Raw genomic sequence first — 15,151 nt, 5'->3', positions numbered from 1 at the left:
GCTGCCGGCATCGAGCACGAGCTCGAGCCGCTTCCGCACCGGGAACGGGAAGTGCTCGTCGCACTTGGGGCAGACTTCGAGGTTCTTCTCGACGTCGAGCTTGTAGATGATCTCGCCGCATCCGTCGCATTTGATCCAGAGCCCTTCCATGCGCGACTTGCGCTGTTCGGGCGGCAGCTTGGGTGCGGGAACGCGGTGGTACCAGGCCATCGGCGCGCGTTCTAGCAGAGGGATGGAGGGGTTGCCAGCACGCAGCGTCGTGCCCCGGTGGCGCCTTCGTGGCGGGAGTGGGGCTTTGCGTCAAATCCGATGTCCGCCCAATCAAGTTGGACGCGTGTCGCAGCGCGGACGCCGTGCAACTTGAAAGGGCGGACATCCACCCCGGCCGCGCAGCTGGCACCTCCGGCCTGTGCCCCGGTCGGGGACTCGCGGATCGTCGAGGGGCGATCGCGTGGTACCGGAAAGGCGTTCAGGTCGGTGAGGCTAGCGATCCAGATTCGTCGCGGCTGGCGACCGACCCGAGGGAACCGACTCAACCGGGCTTCCGAAGAGGGACGTTGAAGATCTCCTTCCACGGGAACTGGATCGTGGCCTCGAGAGTTTCCTCGGCGTGGTACTCCCCGGTCAGCACGCAGATGTACTTGCAGGCGATCCGATCGAGAGCATCGTCTTTGAACGTGAGTTTTCCGGTGAATCCTCTCCGGCCCAAGTGCGCAAGGTCGCGATCCACGAATGCTTCTACCTGCTCGGTCAGGGACGCAGCGCAGTAAGGGCTGGCGAACAAACGGAGGAGCGGCCATGGAGAAGGCGAAGAGGAAGAAGCATCGTCGGACCGATCCGCGAGTGCTGACGCGGGCAGTGCGCTGGTACATCGCAGGCAGAGGGATCGCGCAGCTTGCGCGCACGGTCGAGCGCTACGGTGTCCCGTTCGAAAGATTGCGCAAGACGATCAAGGCAGGCAGGAGGCGCACATGATGGGGATCGTCGCGGCGACGCTCATCTACTTCCTGGCACTCGACAGCACCGGCAAGCCTGTCGGCAAACCGCAGGCGCACACGCGCTGCTGGAAGGTAGTGGGATGTCGGTCCTGGGTGCGCGGCCAGGCGATCTGCTCTCGCGGCAGCAGCGATGCGAGTGCGTGGCTACGGAAGCGTCGAGAGCTGCGCCGCTGCAAGCTCGGATCGGAGGTGAAAACATGGCGCAAGTGAAAAAGCTCCGCAGGGGTGCCCAGGTGCTGAACGAAGAAGAAGATGGCTGCGCTCGCTCCACTCGGAGATGATCCGCGAGGTTGAGATGGCCTCCTTTGAGGCTCGTCATATCGAAGAACGCGCCCACCAGTTGCGAGAACGGCTTGATCGCGCGTTCCAAAAGCTGCTCAAGCAGCCTGCGTAGAAGCAACCAGATGCCACATGCTCTCTACGTCAGAACACCGACCGCCGATCAGGATGGCGCGGCGCAACTGCACTCGCTCCGTCTTGCTGCTGCTGCGTGGGTGGACGGCACCGAGGGAGTTCATCGACCTGGGGCACTCGGGTGCGAAGGCGAGCCGACCAGTGTTGGGTGAACTGGCGCCTCGGATGCGACGCAGTTCATGCAAGTTTCCCGCGCTTCGAAGAAGCTTGACGGCTCTGACCCTTGCGTTGGCCGGTGCTTGCAACCGATGCGACGCGCCCGCGCAAACCAAGTACTCGTGTAACAGCATCGATCCGACCGCAGACGGGTGCGTCGGCGATCCCGCTCTCGGAGCCGACGCCGGGGCCAATCCCACGACGTACCCGCTTGGCTGCATGGCGGAGTTGCCGTACTGCAGTCCGTACTATCCGGACAGGCACGGTCAGCCGTGCAAGTGCGACGACCTGCATGTACTCGATGCAGGTCCGCAGTGGGTTTGTCCGATGTGACACAACGCAGTGTGCGGATTTCGTCACCGGCTCGACCGTGACTGGTGGGGGAAACCCTCGTGCGAATTTCCCCACGCTGATCCCTGTGAGCAGCCGGGGTTGCGGAAGCCTGGACCTTTGCGCAAGGCCGCAGCCTGCGCAGGCGGTCGATCCAGGCGCAGGCGACCCAAGCCATCGAGCAGGACCAGGGAAAGGGCCAGGAGCAGCGGCGGCAGGGCGCAGGGAATCGGCGGCAGGAGAGCGCGGTTTCCTGCGCCGTCGTTCATCGACCTGTCGATCTGACCCATTTCAGGCAGTACCGATTCCCCGGGGGGGCCGTGGCGCCGCCGGACTGTATGTCCCCGTAAATGCCTCGGGATCTGTCCGAACAGGCCGGTTTACAGTGGCGTGGGTCTGATCTCGCGCTGGTCGATGCTGCCCTTGCGGGAATCCCGCCCTCGGGCGGTGCGGCACGTTCGCCCGCGACGAGAGCGGCTTCCGGCCGGCTCCAGGCCGCGCTCCACCCCAGGTACGAACGGAAGTTCCTGCTGAGCAGTGCGCATGGCGTGAGCGTAGCGAGAGGATCTGACACGCCGGACGACCTGACCGCGCGCCGTCACAGGAACGGGCCGGGCCGGGGGTTGTGCCCTTTCAAATGGGGGAGTGACTTGGCGAGGCACTTTCCGCCCATGGCGGGTCGATGTAAGACCGGCCAATGCGAACGGTCGTCGCGCTGTCCACGATTCTCGTTGCCGGATGCGGCGCCGCTCAGCAACCCTGCTCGACCGACCCATTCATCTACCGGGATCAGCGATGTGATGCAGCGTTGCCCGACGGAGGTGGAAGCTGTGTCGAGGTCGGAAGCGGCGAATGCTACGCGCGCTGCACGATGGATGCGCAGTGTCCGGCCGATGCCCGGTTTTGCCGGCTCCTCGGGCTGTACAGCGGAGGCGACTTCAACTGCAACGCGAGCGTACGCGTTTGCCGCCCTGTGGATCACAACGACTGCCGCCCTTGAGGACCGGAGCCACGCGCGACGGATGCCGCCTACACCTTGTCGTCGTCCAGCCCGAAGAAAGTCTGGATCGACGACAGAATCTCGGTGCGCTCCTCCTTCACCCGCCGCTTGCGCGCTTCCGCGTCCAGCCCCTCCCGCACCGACTCGAGCTCGACCCGGCGCTTCGCCATCACCTGGGAGATCACGGTCGCCATCTCCGGACGGTTGCGCAGCACCGATTTGAAGATGTCCTTGTCGATCCGGTACACCTCCACCTCGGTCGCCGCGACTACCGACGCTGTACGGCGCTCGCCGGTCATCACTCCCATCTCGCCGAAGACGTTGGGCGCGCAGATCCGCGCCACCAGCTTCTCCGCCGCGCCCTCGCCGCGGACGCGCACCTCGCACTCGCCGCGCGCCAGCACGTACAGCCAGTGTGCCGCCGAGTCCTGCCGGGTGATGATCTCCCCCCGCCCGAACGGCGCCGGGCGCATTCCTTCCGCGAGGCGCTGCCGGTCGTCGGACGAGAGCCCGTTGAACATCTCGATCTGCTCCAGCGCGCTCACCCGGTGCTGCAGCTCGCGCTGCACCTTGCGCTCGCGGTGCTCCGGATCGTCCATCGAGACCCACAGCGCCTGTCCGGGAACCGCCAGCGGAATCCCCGCGCGCTTCAGGGCGACGTAGACGCGCACCCGCACCGCCGACGACGTCGGGTCGTCCGCCGCCAGATCCGTCAGCCAGTACCTGACCGCGTAGTACGCGAAGCTGTCCGCGCCCTGGCGGGCGAAGTCGTAGCAGAGGCAGTTCGGCGGCGGGAATGGGGCCACGTTGGCGATCGGGGTGCCCTGGAGCGCGTCCTCGACGGTATGGATCACTTCCTCGGGCGAGTAGCGGAAGTCGACGTTGAAGTAGACCCACATCCGGTGCTGCACCGGCTGGTCCTGCCGCTGGCCGAGGATGGTGATGTTCTCGCCCAGCAGCACCGAGTTGGGGACGATGATCGTGTCCCAGTTGCGCGTCTCCACCACCGTGTGCCGCCAGCGGATGGCGCTGATCCGGCCCTGCTGTCCCGAGGAGAGCTGCACCCAGTCGCCGATGTGGATCGAGTCGTCGAGCTGCAGCGCGATGCCGCCCAGCACGTTGCCCAGCGTGGCCTGCAAGGAGAGGCCGAGCACCACCGTGACCACGGCGGAAGTGGCGATGATCCCTTGTAAGTGAACGCCGCTGCGGTGGAGGATGCCGATGAACGCCAGCATGTACGCGGCGCCGAGCGCGAGGTCGTGGACGATGTTCGCCACCTCGATGCGCAGCGCCAGGAGCACCAGGTCGAAGAGCAGGATGGCGACGAAGTCGATGATCACCAGCACTTCGAACAGGTCGGCGAGGAACCATACCCGCCGCGCCCACCCGTCCGCGTGCACCAGCCCGAGCACCGCGGCGAAGACGAAGGTGGTGAGGTAGAGCATGTAGAGGATCGACGCGCGGCGGATGCGCTTGCGCCGCCGCGGATCGACTTTCTGGATCAGCGCGGCCAGCGTGATCAGCAGGGCCGCCAGAAACAGCAGCGTCCAGGGCGAGGCGTATCCGAGCCATTGCCTCGCGCGCGGCGTCGGCGCGGGGAACGCGAAGGGATCCTCGCCCGCCTCCGCCTGCGCCGCGACGATGACCGCGCCCGCGCCGGCGGCGGCCGCGGCGGCGGCATTGGTCTGCTGCTGTTGCTGGGCCGCGGTCTTCCCGTCCGGCTCCGCGCGGGCGCCGAAGGACAGCGCGAGGCAGAGGACGATCAGCGCTCTCACTGGATGCCGTAAACCTCGTCCAGCTCGCAGACGTGCAGGAAGTCCTTGCGCAGCGCGCGGATCTCCGCCTTCACTTCGTCGATCACCGCTGGCTTCAGGTGATAGAGGTAGATCTTCGCTCCGCGCCGATCGAGCTTGGACAGCTCGCCCATCATCGTCCTGGGCGTCAGATGGCCGCTCGCGTCCGCCAGCCATTGCATGCTGCTGGGAAAGCTCAGCTCCACGAACACGGCCTTGACGTTGGGCGTGGCATTGATCGCCTTCCACAGCTCTTCAGTGGGCCCGGTGTCCCCGGAGAAGGCGATGGCGCCGTTTCGCCCTTCGATGATGTAGCCGACCGAGTACACCGGATGGTGCACGGGCACCGCTCGGATCCGCAGCCCCTGGCAGGCCACGGGCTCGTAGACGGGAATGGTGTCGAAGGCGATGACGGGCTTCTCGCGCGTCGGAATGGTGCGGAAATCGGGCCAGACGCGATTGTTGAAGACGTCCTTGTCCATCGCTTCCATCGTCTCGGCGGGCCCGTGCACGATCACCGGCTTCTCCCGCTTGCCGACCAGCAGGTCGGTCATCAGCGGAACGTCCTTCACGTGATCGAAATGCGAATGAGTGAGGAAGATGTCGTCGATCCTGACGATGTCCTCCAGCTCGAGCGCGGCGGTGATGGCGCCCGCGTCGATGGCCAGCTTTCCGTCGATGAGAAAGCACGTGGTCCGGTGCCGGGGGAGCTCGCCGCCGTGGCAGCCGAGGACTTTGATGTTCATCCCGATTCCCCTCAGTCCCCGAACCGCTCTTTCATCTCGAGAAACTCCAGGTATTTCTTCATCTTGCCGGTATCGGGAACCAGCACTCCCTCCGGCACCAGCGAAATGATCTTTGCCTTGGCGGTCTTGTTGACCGCCTCCTGCACCTCCGGCGCGTTCACGCCCATGCGCACGTGCAGCTCGTTCAGGTTCACGCTGAGCAGCCTGCCCTGCGGTGTGTCCTTTCCCCGCTTCAGCGCCGCCTGCCAAAGGTAGTGCACGACGCGGCTGCTCGGGTCGCGAAAGAGGAGATTTTCGATCTGCTCGTCCGCTTCCTGCAGGCGGTCGGAAAGCTTCTTGATCAGGCGGACGGCAATTTCGACATTGCCGCGGATCATCGCCTCGAACGTTTTCGGGTCGATCACCAGGAGCTTCGCGTCCTCCGCCACCACGGCGCCGGCGGAGCGCGGCTTGTGGTTCAGGATGCTCATCTCGCCGAAGAACTCTCCAGCGCCCAAGGTCGCGAGAATCTTCTCGGTTTCGCGAACGGTCTTGGTGATGTTCACCTTGCCGGCCTGGATGACGTACATCTCCTTGCCGGGTTCTCCTTCCCGGAAAAGGACGTCCCCGCGCCTGAACTCCTTCCCGAATCGCTGGAAGAGAGCGTCCTCTCCGGCCATGAAGAAGTCCTACCAGCGGAATCGAGTACCGGTCAATTTAGCTACACGTGACGCCAATCACACTGTTCTTGCCTACTTGTGCTCCATCCGGAAGACCCCGTCCCAGCTCTTTTTGGGGGGCTGCGCGAGCATGCGATCGCAGCGCGAGCGCATCAGCGCCGAAGGGCCGTCCCGGCCGAATCGCTCGAGCAGCGAATCGAACTGCAGCCGCGCTTCGGCAAAGTTGCCGACACGATACAGCGACAGCCCCTGCGCGTATCCGTTCAGGAGCGGCAGCTCTTCCGTGGACGGCGCACCGCGCCCGCGCAGCTCGAAGATGCGGACCGGCTCGTCCTTTCCCTGCACCTGCACCCAATCGAGCTCGCGCACCGTGTACGCGAGGTCGTCCTTCAACGCTGCGCGCGCCGCGCTGAGCGTCCGCTCGGTCACGACGATTTGCGTTCCGTACTCCTTGTTCAGCCCCTCGAGCCGGCTGGCCAGGTTCACGTTGTCGCCCATCACCGTGTAGTTGAACCGCTGCGAAGATCCCATGTTCCCGACCACCATCGGCCCGGAATTGATCCCGATTCCGACGTCGACCTCGGGAAACGAGGGGCTCTCGATGCGCCACTTCTGTCGCAGCCGCTGCAGCGCCTCGATCATCTCGAGCGCTGCATCGCAGCCGTTTGCGGCGTGCATCTCCATGTGCACGGGCGCGCCGAAGAAAGCCATCACCGCGTCGCCGATGTACTTGTCGAGCGTCCCCCGCTTCCGGAAGACGATGTCCGTCATCGGCGAGAGGTATTCGTTGAGCAGCTGTACCAGCTCCTTGGGCCGCAGCTTCTCCGCGATGGCGGTGAACCCGCGAATGTCCGAGAACAGAACCGTCAGGTGCGCCTCCCTGCCCCCGAGCTGGAGGTTCTGCGGCTGCTCGAGCATCTCCTCCATCACCTCGGGGTTCAGGTAGAGCTGGAACGCCTTGCGGAGCTGGCGCTTGTCCTTCTCCTCCGTCGCGTACCGGTAGACGGTGACCAGCATGAACATGGTCCCCAGCTCCGCCAGCGGCAGCGCGGCGAACACCTCGTAGCCGGCCCAGAACGCTACGCTGACGCAGGCCCAGACCGCCGCGGCCGACAGCGCCAGCACGGGAAGCACGGACTTCACCTTCACCCGCGCGAACAGGAACGCGAAGGCGAGCGCGAGCACCAGCGCCAGCCCCACTTCGACGAGATCGACGCCGAGCCCGCGGCGCAAGAACCTCCCGGAGAGGAGGTTCTCGACCACGTTCGCGTGCGTCTCGACGCCGGAGGTGATCTTGTTCAGGGGCGTCACCCGCTGATCGAACGTCCCCTGCGCGGTGGCCCCGACCAGGACGATCTTGTTGCGGAGGTCGGCGTCCTTCTTGCCGTCCATGATGTCGGCGATGGAGTAGTTCTCGAACGTGCGATCCTTGCCCAGGTAATTGATCGTCATCAGGCCGCGGCCATCGACCGGGACGCGGAGCTTGCCGCCGAAGTCGACGAAGTCGAGCAGCGCGCCCTCCTCCGGCGTCTGCGTGACGGGAATGACGTCCTGCGGCTCGAGTCCCAGCGCGATGGCCGCGAGCGACGTATCCAGCGATGGGTAGTACCGATCTGCGACCCGCATGGTCAGCGCGGTCCGCCGGATCACGCCGTCGAAGTCGGGAAGGCTGTTGAAGGAGCCGATCCACTTCGCCGACTTCAGGATCTGCGTGAGCGGAGACCGCAGGCCGGCGTACTGCTTCGCCCAGGTCAGCTTGAGCGGCGTCGAGATCTGGCTGTCGGGGCGCTCGCGCCATTCCGGCTGGTGGATCTGCATCGCCGACAGCCTGCGGGCCTGCTCCTCCCCGTCCTGCGGATGAAGATCGCGGAGCTCCGGCTCGGTGAGCAACACGACTCCCAGCACCACCTTGCCGGCGGCGCGCCCCACCGCCTCTCCCATCACCGTGTCGGGATCCTGCCCGCCCAGGTCGTGGTCCAGCTCGGCGCCGTACGCCTCGTGCTGCTTGACCAACGTGTCGAACGTCTCGCGCGAGGCCGCCAGCTTCTGCGCGCCATCCGCGAGGCGCCCTTTGGCGGTCTGGTAGATGGGCTCCGCATCGGGCTTCACCTTGCGGTTCAAGAGCTGCAGCGCGGAAGCCGCGCCGGCGATCTCGGACTCGGTCTCGTCGAAGCGCTCGATCGCGGCGCGGTTCTGCGGCGCCGCCAGCGAGATGTCCTCGAACCGCCTCCGATACCGCTTGGCTCCAGCGAACTGGCCGCCGAGGTCCTCGTCCGAGAGGCTCATGTCGAGGCCGATGGCCTTGACCCCCACCGCATCGAGCTTGTCGACGAGCGAGGCGAGCACCCGCCGGTCCCAGGGAAACCGGCCGAAACGCGCGATGGCCGCTTCGTCGACGGCGGCGATCACCACCTGCCCCGAATGCGAGCTGCCGAAGAGGCTCACGCGCTGCAGGAAGCGCAGGTCGGTGAGGGCGCCCTCCATGCGCGTGAGCACCGGAACGTCGGCGCGACCGGCGATCTGCAGCAGGTGGAGTGCCGCGAATGCGAGCCCCGTGCACAGGCCGATGCGGAACGCACTGATTCGCGTCAGCCAGTCGAGGAGGCGCCGCATGAGCGCAGGGTACACCAGCGTCCGGGCGGAAGCCTTGAAGCTTCTGCAGCCGGGGAGCGACGCCTCGATGGGTTGCCCGCGCGGTTACATTTCCTTCCATGATCGAGGTCCCGTTCGACTTGGTCATCGATACGCGGTGGAGATCGATTTCGACGGCAGCATCGGAACCTGCTCCACGTCCGGCGCCCCGGATCGGTGCGCATCGCGCTGCGAAAACTCGTGTAGACCCCGGGGCCGAAGCTGTCTAAGGTGCGCGCCCGATGACGGACAAAGGCCTCACGTACCGCGACTCCGGCGTCGACATCGAGCGGGGCGACGCCCTGGTGGAGCGGATCAAGCCGCTCGCCCGGCGCACGGCCCGGCCCGAGGTCCTGGCGGGCATCGGCGGCTTCGGAGGGCTCTTCGAGGTTCCCCAAGGGTACCGCGAACCCGTGCTCGTGGTCGGAACCGACGGCGTGGGAACCAAGCTGAAGCTCGCGTTCCTGGCCGGCAAGCACGACACCGTCGGCATCGACCTGGTCGCGATGAGCGTGAACGACGTGGTGGTCTGCGGCGCCGAGCCCGTCGTCTTCCTCGACTACTTCGCCACCAGCCTCCTCGACGTGGCGGAAGCGGAGCAGGTGATCAAAGGCATCGCGGAAGGATGCCTGCGGGCCGGGTGCGCGCTGATCGGTGGCGAGACCGCCGAGCTGCCTGGTTTCTATGCGCGCGGCGAATACGACCTCGCGGGCTTCTGCGTCGGCGTGGTGGAGAAGAGCCGGATCCTGGATGGTTCGCGGGTGAAGGCCTCTGACGTCGTGGTCGGGATGGCCTCTTCGGGCCTGCACTCGAACGGCTTCTCCCTGGCCCGCAAGGTGTTCGACGGCAACATCGCTCCGGATCTCGCCCGCGAGCTCCTGGAGCCGACGCGGATTTACGTCAAGGAATGCCTCGCGCTGCGCGACGCGGTCGAGGTGAAGGCCTTCGCGCACATCACGGGCGGCGGGCTTCCCGGAAACCTGCCCCGCGTCCTGCCCGACGGACACCGAGCGGCGCTGCGGCGCGGCTCGTGGCCCGTGCCCGAGGTCTTCTCGCGCATCCAGAAAGCGGGCAAGGTCGCCGAGGCGGAGATGCTGCGCACGTTCAACATGGGGATCGGCATGTGCGCCGTGGTCTCCAGGAGCGAGGCGGCGCGCGCCATCGACGTTCTCGCGCGCAGGGGTCAGCCGGCGTTCGAGATCGGCGCGATTGAGAGCGTCAAAGGGCTCGGAGAGCCCGAAGTGGTCGTCGCGTAACATGCGCATCGGGGTGCTGGCGTCCGGATCGGGGTCGAACCTCCAGGCGATCCTCGACGCGTGCGCCTCGCGGGCCATCCCCGCGCAGGTGGCCGTGGTCATCTGCAACGTCGCAGACGCGAAGGCGCTGCAGCGCGCGGAAGCGGCGGGCGTGCCCGCGATGCTGCTGCCTTACCTAAAAGTCGCATCGCGCGAGGAGTACGATCGCCAGGTGGTGGCTGCCCTGCAGAAGCACTCGGTCGATGTCGTCTGCCTCGCTGGCTTCATGCGGCTGATCACGCCGGTTTTGCTCGGCGCCTTCGAGCGCCGCATCCTCAACATCCATCCCAGCCTGCTGCCGGCGTTCCCCGGACTTCATGCCGTGCGCCAGGCGCTGGCAGGGGGCGTGCGGGTCTCCGGGTGCACCGTGCACGTCGTGGACGAAGGCACCGATACCGGTCCCATCGTCATCCAGGCGGCGGTGCCGGTGCTGGACGGCGACACCGAAGACACCCTCGCCGCGCGGATCCTGGTGCAGGAGCATCGGTGCTACCCGCGCGCCATCGCGCTCTGGGCGCAGGGGCGCGTCCGCATCGAGGGCGGCCGCGTCCGCATCGCCGGTGCGCCGGGTCGTCCCGATCGCACCATCGCTTCGCCGGAGCTTTCCGACTGATGCCCGCGCCGATCGCCAAACCGGTTGCGAAGCGCGTCTACGACGTGGCGATCCTCGGACCGGACGTCGGGGGAGCCGCGGCTGCCGCGCTCTGCTCGCGGCGCGGCCTGCGTACCCTGCTCGCCCCTCTCGCTCCCGTCACCGCGGCGCGCGAGAGCGAGGGATGGCTGCTCCCCGGCGCGCAATCGATCCTCCCGCCGCTGCGGCAGCTCTCGGGCGCCGTCGGCGTGCTCGACGAGGCCGGTCTCGGAACCGACCTGCAGCGCCAGGGCGGAGGTCCGGGCTCGTTCCAGATCCTCACCGAACGCCTCCGCCTCTCGCTGCCACAGGATCCGGCGAGGCGCCGCTCCGAGCTGCGCCGCGAGCTGTCCGACGTCGGCGCCGCCGAGGCCGAAGCCGCGCTGGAGGCGCTGGAGACCTTGGGCCGGAGCTGGGACGATTTCCTCCGCGAGCCGCCGCCCTGGCCCCCGCGCGGCTTTCTCGAGCGCCGCCGGCTGCGCAAGGTAGTGCCCGCCCCGCCGCAGCTTCCCGAAGGGCTGATCGGAGAATGCCTGCATGCGCTGGCGCCGTTCGTCACCTCGCTGCCCGGCGACGTAGCGCCGGAATCGCTCGCGCGCGAGGCGGCCGCGATGCTGCGTGCACCGTTGCGGGTTTTCGGCGGCGCCGCGCAGCTGGCCGAGCTGCTGCGCAACAAGTGCAGCGCGGCCGGAGGCGACGTCATCCCCGACGTGGCTGCCGAGCAGCTCCGGATCGAGAAGAAGGGCGTCGTCTTCCAGCTCGGCGGCAGCGAGGTGCGCGCGGCCTGTCTGGTGCTGGCGTGCTCCGCGGAGCGGATCGCGGCCATGGTGCAGGACGGGGCGCGGGCGGAACGGAAGCTGGCCGAGGAAGCGGCGCTTCCCGTCGAGCGGAAGGTGACGCTGGCGCACTACGTGGTGCGCCCGGAAGGCCTGCCGCAAGCGCTCGAGGACGCCGCTCTCGTTCTCGGTCACCCGATGGGTCCGCTGCTGCTGACCACGCTTCCGGCGCGGCGTGCGCGCGGCGAGAGCTCCGGCGAGAAGCTCCTCACCGTCGCGCGCGTCGCCGACGCGGGATTCTCCGACGATCAGGCGCTCGTGAGCAGCATCCGCGCCGTCCTCGAGCCGATCTTTCCCTTCTTCGAGCGGCATATCGTCCACCAGGGCGCGGACGTGAACCCTCCGCAGCCGCACCCCATCCTGCGGCCGCTGGAAAACGGCGATCCGGTGGGCCTGCGACCCGCTTCCGAGGCGGACGAGCACATCGTCTTCGCCTCCGCCGCGACCTATCCCGGCTTCGGCCTCGAAGGGCAAATCCTCGCGGCTCGCGCGGCTGCCGGCCAGGCGCTTGCCCTTTCCGGCCGCAAGACGGTGAGCGCGACTTAGCGCCCGGCGCCGCAGGCGGCGTCGGGGCTTGACGCGCGCGGACTTTTGAGCACAATCCCGCGTTCCTTTCACGGCAGTGAGGCTTTGCGATGGCGTTCAAGTGCGATCTTTGCGGCAAGGGTCCCCTGGTCGGCAACCAGGTGTCCCACGCCAACAACAAGACGAAGAAGCGGACCTTGCCGAATCTGCAGCGCGTGCGCGCCCTGGTGAACGGCTCGCACCGGCGTCTCCGCGTCTGCACGCGCTGCCTCAAGGCCGGCAAGGTCACCAAGGCGGCCTGATCGCGGCCAGTGTGAGCGAGGGAAACGGCAGCGCCGTCCTCGATCCCCGCGGCGTGCGGCGCGCTTTGCAGAACGCGCGCGGCAAGCAGAAGCTCGCCTTGATTCTCGACGCTCCGAACCCGGAGCAGCTGGTCGCGGCTCTACCTCCCGAAGAGCTGTACTTCACGCTTCTCGACATCGGACCGGACGACGCTCCGGAGCTGGTGTCGATGGCGTCCCCCGAGCAGTTCCGCCATTTCGTCGACATGTCCGCCTGGCGCGGCGCCGACGAGGGGCCACGGACGCCGCAGGTGCTGCGGTGGCTGCGGCTCGCGCGCGAGGGCGGCGCGGATCCGGGAAAGTTCCGCCAGCAGCTCTGGTCGCTGGACATCGAGCTGTTGGCGCTGGTGCTTCGCCGCGAGCTGCGCGTCCACGATCTCACCGAGGAGGAGCCGCCGCCGCCGCACAACCCGGGCATGGCGTACTACACGTCGGATCGGCGCTTCCTGCTCGAGTTCACCGGCTCCGGCGAATACGCGGCGGTCCGGCAGCTCATCGAGGACCTGTACGCGGACGACCCTTTTGGCGCCGGCCGGCTGATCGAGAGCATCCGCTGGGAGGTGCCCACCGAATTGGAGGAGTCGGCCCGCAGGTGGCGAGACGGGCGACTGCGGGATGCGGGGGTTCCCGAGTTGGAGGAGGCGGCGTCGTTCTATGCGCGGCCCGCGGCGCGCAAGGCGCAGCCGCAGGAAGCGACTTCCGTGCAGGCGCTCAGCGTCCCGCCTCAGCCCGTGTTGGAGGCAGCCCTCGATCTGCTCGGCGGCGAGGAGCTCGATCGGGCGGAAGAGTCGGTCGTCTATGCCGCGAATGCCGCGCTGGTCGCCAACCGCATTGAGCTCGACGACGCGGACGAGGTGCGGGAAGAGCTCCGCGATGCCCGGGCAACGCTTTCGCTGGGCCTCGAGTTGCTCTCCGGGGGCGATCCATCACGCGCAGCGCGAACCCTCGTCGACACCCCGATCCGGACCGTCTTCCAGACGGCGATGGGCGAGGCGTACCGGCTGCAGACGCGGGCCCGGAGCATCGCCGCGCAGGCCCGCCTTCCGCAGGCACAGACCGCGACCACGCTCGACGAGCCGCTGGAGAGCGTGGTCCAGGCTCTGTCGCGCCAGCGCCCGATGTTCCACGAGCCCGGGCAACGCCGCCCGCACGCGCTCGCCTCGCGCTTCGAGATCGCGCGCGTGGAGTCCCTGCTCGACGAGGCGGAGGCCACCATCGGGCTGCTCGCCTCGCTTGGGCTCACGCCGGTGGAGTTGGGACGAAAGGCGGAAGAAGCGGGCCTCGGGCCGGCGGTGGTCAAGGGCAGCGTCGCGCTGCGCTCGCTCGTCGAGTCGCAATTGCGCGGCGAGGCGTTCTCGCTGCGCGGCGCGACCGACGAGCCGCGGGAGAACCCGCCCGCCTTTGCGCAGAAGCTCGACGAGCTCCTGCGCGTGCAGGCAGCCGACGACGCCGGTCGCAGGGCGCGCCAGCGCCTGCGGGCATTGCTGGTGCCGGCACCTGTACAGCCTAAAGCATAGGCCCAAAGCCTTTCCTGAGTCCGGCAGCGCCTATTTCGCCTGCTCGCAGCGCGCGAGATCCTCGGCGAGGCCGCGCGCAACGCTGTCCACCTGCAGCGTGGTCAGCAGCAGCGGCTGTCCGCCGTAGATCTGAATCGCCCTGAGGTCCGAGGTGCCCATCGCGAGGTTCTTCTCGAGCCACTGCGCCAACTCCGGCTCGATCTGGATACCCTGCATCTCGAAGACGCGGGCGAGCAGTTTGCCCCGCAGTCCGGCGCAGGCGGCCCGGGATTCGCGCACCGTCGTTGCCGGAGCGGGGGGCTGCGGCTCGGCTGCTTCCGTCTGCGCGGACGACTGCCGTCGCTCTTCATGGACGACGATCAGCTCGCCAGGTTCGGCCTGGTCGTCGCCGGGAAGGACCTCGTAGCGGATGTACCCGTAGCCGGGCAGCGACTTCGTCCGCATCTGCGGGGCATCCCCGGCGGCCTGCGTCTGCTGCACTCCGGCCGCGAGCGCTGCCAACGCGCAGATCGCGGGCCATACGACGGACATACCCCACCTCCGCGCGCAAGGTGGGCCGCTGGCGCACACCGCGCAAGACACAGGGCCAGCGCGAGAGTCAGATGGACAACGTTTCGCGACGCCCGCGGTGCTGGACCCTCGCCTTCAATGCCGGTCCTTGAGCGCCTTCCGCACCGCCTCGAGCAGCTCGTCGGGCAGTAACGGCTTCTCCAGCGCCACGGTGGCGCCGGCCGCCATCGCCATCTTCTGGTAGTCGGTGCCGAGGCTCGCCGAGAGCGTCAGCACCGGCAGCTTCGCGTACCGCGGATCCGCGCGCAGTCGCCGCAGCACGGAGAGGCCATCGAGCTTGGGGAGCGCGACGTCCAGGACCACGATGTCCGGCCGCACTTTCTCGATCGACTTGAGCGCGGCGAGGCCGTCCTCCGCGCCGACGACTTCGAATCCCTGGGCCTCGAGGAACTCGATGTACATGTCCCGGGAGTCCGCGAAGTCCTCGACGATCAGGATGCGCCCCGCGGCCATGTCGAGATGTTTAGCTTTGTTTGCCGCTCGTGGGCACCGGCGCTGGCGGACTATGTTGACCAGGTGATCGGCGGCGGCAGACTCGTCCTGCGCATCTACGCCATCGGCCTGGGGCAGGTGGCGGCGCTGGCCGCGGCGCTGGCCATCGCGCGCGAAGCGAATCGGCGGCCGGCGCCGCCCCACGCCGAGCAGACGCGTTTTCTCGTCGAGGAGATGGCCGCGCACGCGCAGGACGGCGCCGCCCTGGAAGCGCGGC

General features: G+C 67.7%; 14 protein-coding genes. 6 read left to right on the top strand and 8 right to left on the bottom strand.

The window, feature by feature from the left end:
* Both E6J58_06315 and E6J58_06310 read right to left on the bottom strand, forming a co-directional pair.
* Positions 1 to 210: acetyl-CoA carboxylase carboxyl transferase subunit beta (locus E6J58_06315; GenBank protein TMB40139.1), on the bottom strand; the 210-nt coding region annotated here is incomplete at its 3' end.
* Positions 211 to 532: 322 nt separating this feature from the next.
* Entirely contained in the window at positions 533 to 730 is a 198-nt protein-coding gene (locus E6J58_06310; GenBank protein TMB40138.1) for a hypothetical protein, read from the bottom strand.
* Positions 731 to 971: 241 nt separating this feature from the next.
* Between E6J58_06310 and E6J58_06305 the strand changes: the two genes are divergently transcribed.
* Positions 972 to 1,208: a hypothetical protein gene (locus E6J58_06305; protein TMB40137.1), complete on the top strand. Its 237-nt coding sequence runs from the start codon at positions 972 to 974 to the stop codon at positions 1,206 to 1,208.
* A 1,719-nt stretch (positions 1,209 to 2,927) separates the two neighbouring features.
* On the opposite strand, the gene E6J58_06300 is transcribed toward E6J58_06305, so the two are convergent.
* From E6J58_06300 to E6J58_06285, 4 genes are all read right to left on the bottom strand, one after another.
* Positions 2,928 to 4,673 carry a mechanosensitive ion channel gene (locus E6J58_06300; protein TMB40136.1) on the bottom strand — a complete coding sequence of 582 codons (1,746 nt, stop codon included), beginning with the start codon at positions 4,671 to 4,673 and terminating at the stop codon, positions 2,928 to 2,930.
* Positions 4,670 to 5,437: a 3',5'-cyclic-nucleotide phosphodiesterase gene (locus E6J58_06295; protein TMB40135.1), complete on the bottom strand. Its 768-nt coding sequence runs from the start codon at positions 5,435 to 5,437 to the stop codon at positions 4,670 to 4,672. Before E6J58_06295 ends, E6J58_06300 begins: the two co-directional genes overlap by 4 nt.
* Positions 5,438 to 5,448: 11 nt before the next feature.
* The gene (locus tag E6J58_06290) at positions 5,449 to 6,096 is read right to left on the bottom strand and encodes a Crp/Fnr family transcriptional regulator (GenBank protein TMB40134.1); all 648 of its coding nucleotides are present in this window, start codon (positions 6,094 to 6,096) and stop codon (positions 5,449 to 5,451) included.
* Positions 6,097 to 6,168: 72 nt separating this feature from the next.
* Complete coding sequence (locus tag E6J58_06285; protein ID TMB40133.1) at positions 6,169 to 8,709, bottom strand: adenylate/guanylate cyclase domain-containing protein; 2,541 nt, start codon at positions 8,707 to 8,709, stop codon at positions 6,169 to 6,171.
* A 260-nt stretch (positions 8,710 to 8,969) separates the two neighbouring features.
* On the opposite strand from E6J58_06285, the gene E6J58_06280 reads away from it, so the two are divergent.
* The 5 genes from E6J58_06280 to E6J58_06260 all read left to right on the top strand — a co-directional run bounded on the left by E6J58_06280 (position 8,970) and on the right by E6J58_06260 (position 13,872).
* Positions 8,970 to 9,983 carry a phosphoribosylformylglycinamidine cyclo-ligase gene (locus E6J58_06280; protein TMB40132.1) on the top strand — a complete coding sequence of 338 codons (1,014 nt, stop codon included), beginning with the start codon at positions 8,970 to 8,972 and terminating at the stop codon, positions 9,981 to 9,983.
* A gap of 1 nt (position 9,984) precedes the next feature.
* Complete coding sequence (locus E6J58_06275; GenBank protein ID TMB40131.1) at positions 9,985 to 10,635, top strand: phosphoribosylglycinamide formyltransferase; 651 nt, start codon at positions 9,985 to 9,987, stop codon at positions 10,633 to 10,635.
* The gene (locus tag E6J58_06270) at positions 10,635 to 12,035 is read left to right on the top strand and encodes a hypothetical protein (GenBank protein TMB40130.1); all 1,401 of its coding nucleotides are present in this window, start codon (positions 10,635 to 10,637) and stop codon (positions 12,033 to 12,035) included. The genes E6J58_06275 and E6J58_06270 overlap by 1 nt, the downstream gene beginning before the upstream one ends.
* Before the next feature lie 89 nt (positions 12,036 to 12,124).
* Positions 12,125 to 12,316, top strand: coding sequence for a 50S ribosomal protein L28 (gene rpmB, locus E6J58_06265; protein TMB40129.1), 192 nt, complete (start codon positions 12,125 to 12,127; stop codon positions 12,314 to 12,316).
* A gap of 11 nt (positions 12,317 to 12,327) precedes the next feature.
* The gene (locus E6J58_06260; protein ID TMB40128.1) at positions 12,328 to 13,872 is read left to right on the top strand and encodes a hypothetical protein; all 1,545 of its coding nucleotides are present in this window, start codon (positions 12,328 to 12,330) and stop codon (positions 13,870 to 13,872) included.
* A 30-nt stretch (positions 13,873 to 13,902) separates the two neighbouring features.
* Here E6J58_06260 and E6J58_06255 read toward each other — a convergent pair whose 3' ends face one another.
* Both E6J58_06255 and E6J58_06250 read right to left on the bottom strand, forming a co-directional pair.
* A complete protein-coding gene (locus tag E6J58_06255) occupies positions 13,903 to 14,403 on the bottom strand; it encodes a hypothetical protein (GenBank protein TMB40127.1) in 501 nt (166 codons plus the stop codon).
* 114 nt (positions 14,404 to 14,517) lie between these two features.
* Complete coding sequence (locus E6J58_06250; GenBank protein TMB40126.1) at positions 14,518 to 14,895, bottom strand: response regulator; 378 nt, start codon at positions 14,893 to 14,895, stop codon at positions 14,518 to 14,520.
* Positions 14,896 to 15,151 lie beyond the last annotated feature (256 nt).

This window comes from Deltaproteobacteria bacterium (assembly GCA_005879535.1).
In the GTDB taxonomy this organism is placed as follows: Bacteria; Myxococcota; Myxococcia; order Myxococcales; family 40CM-4-68-19; genus 40CM-4-68-19.
The sequence above is the reverse complement of the archived record's forward strand: the minus strand, read 5'-3'. Positions and strand labels throughout refer to the sequence as shown.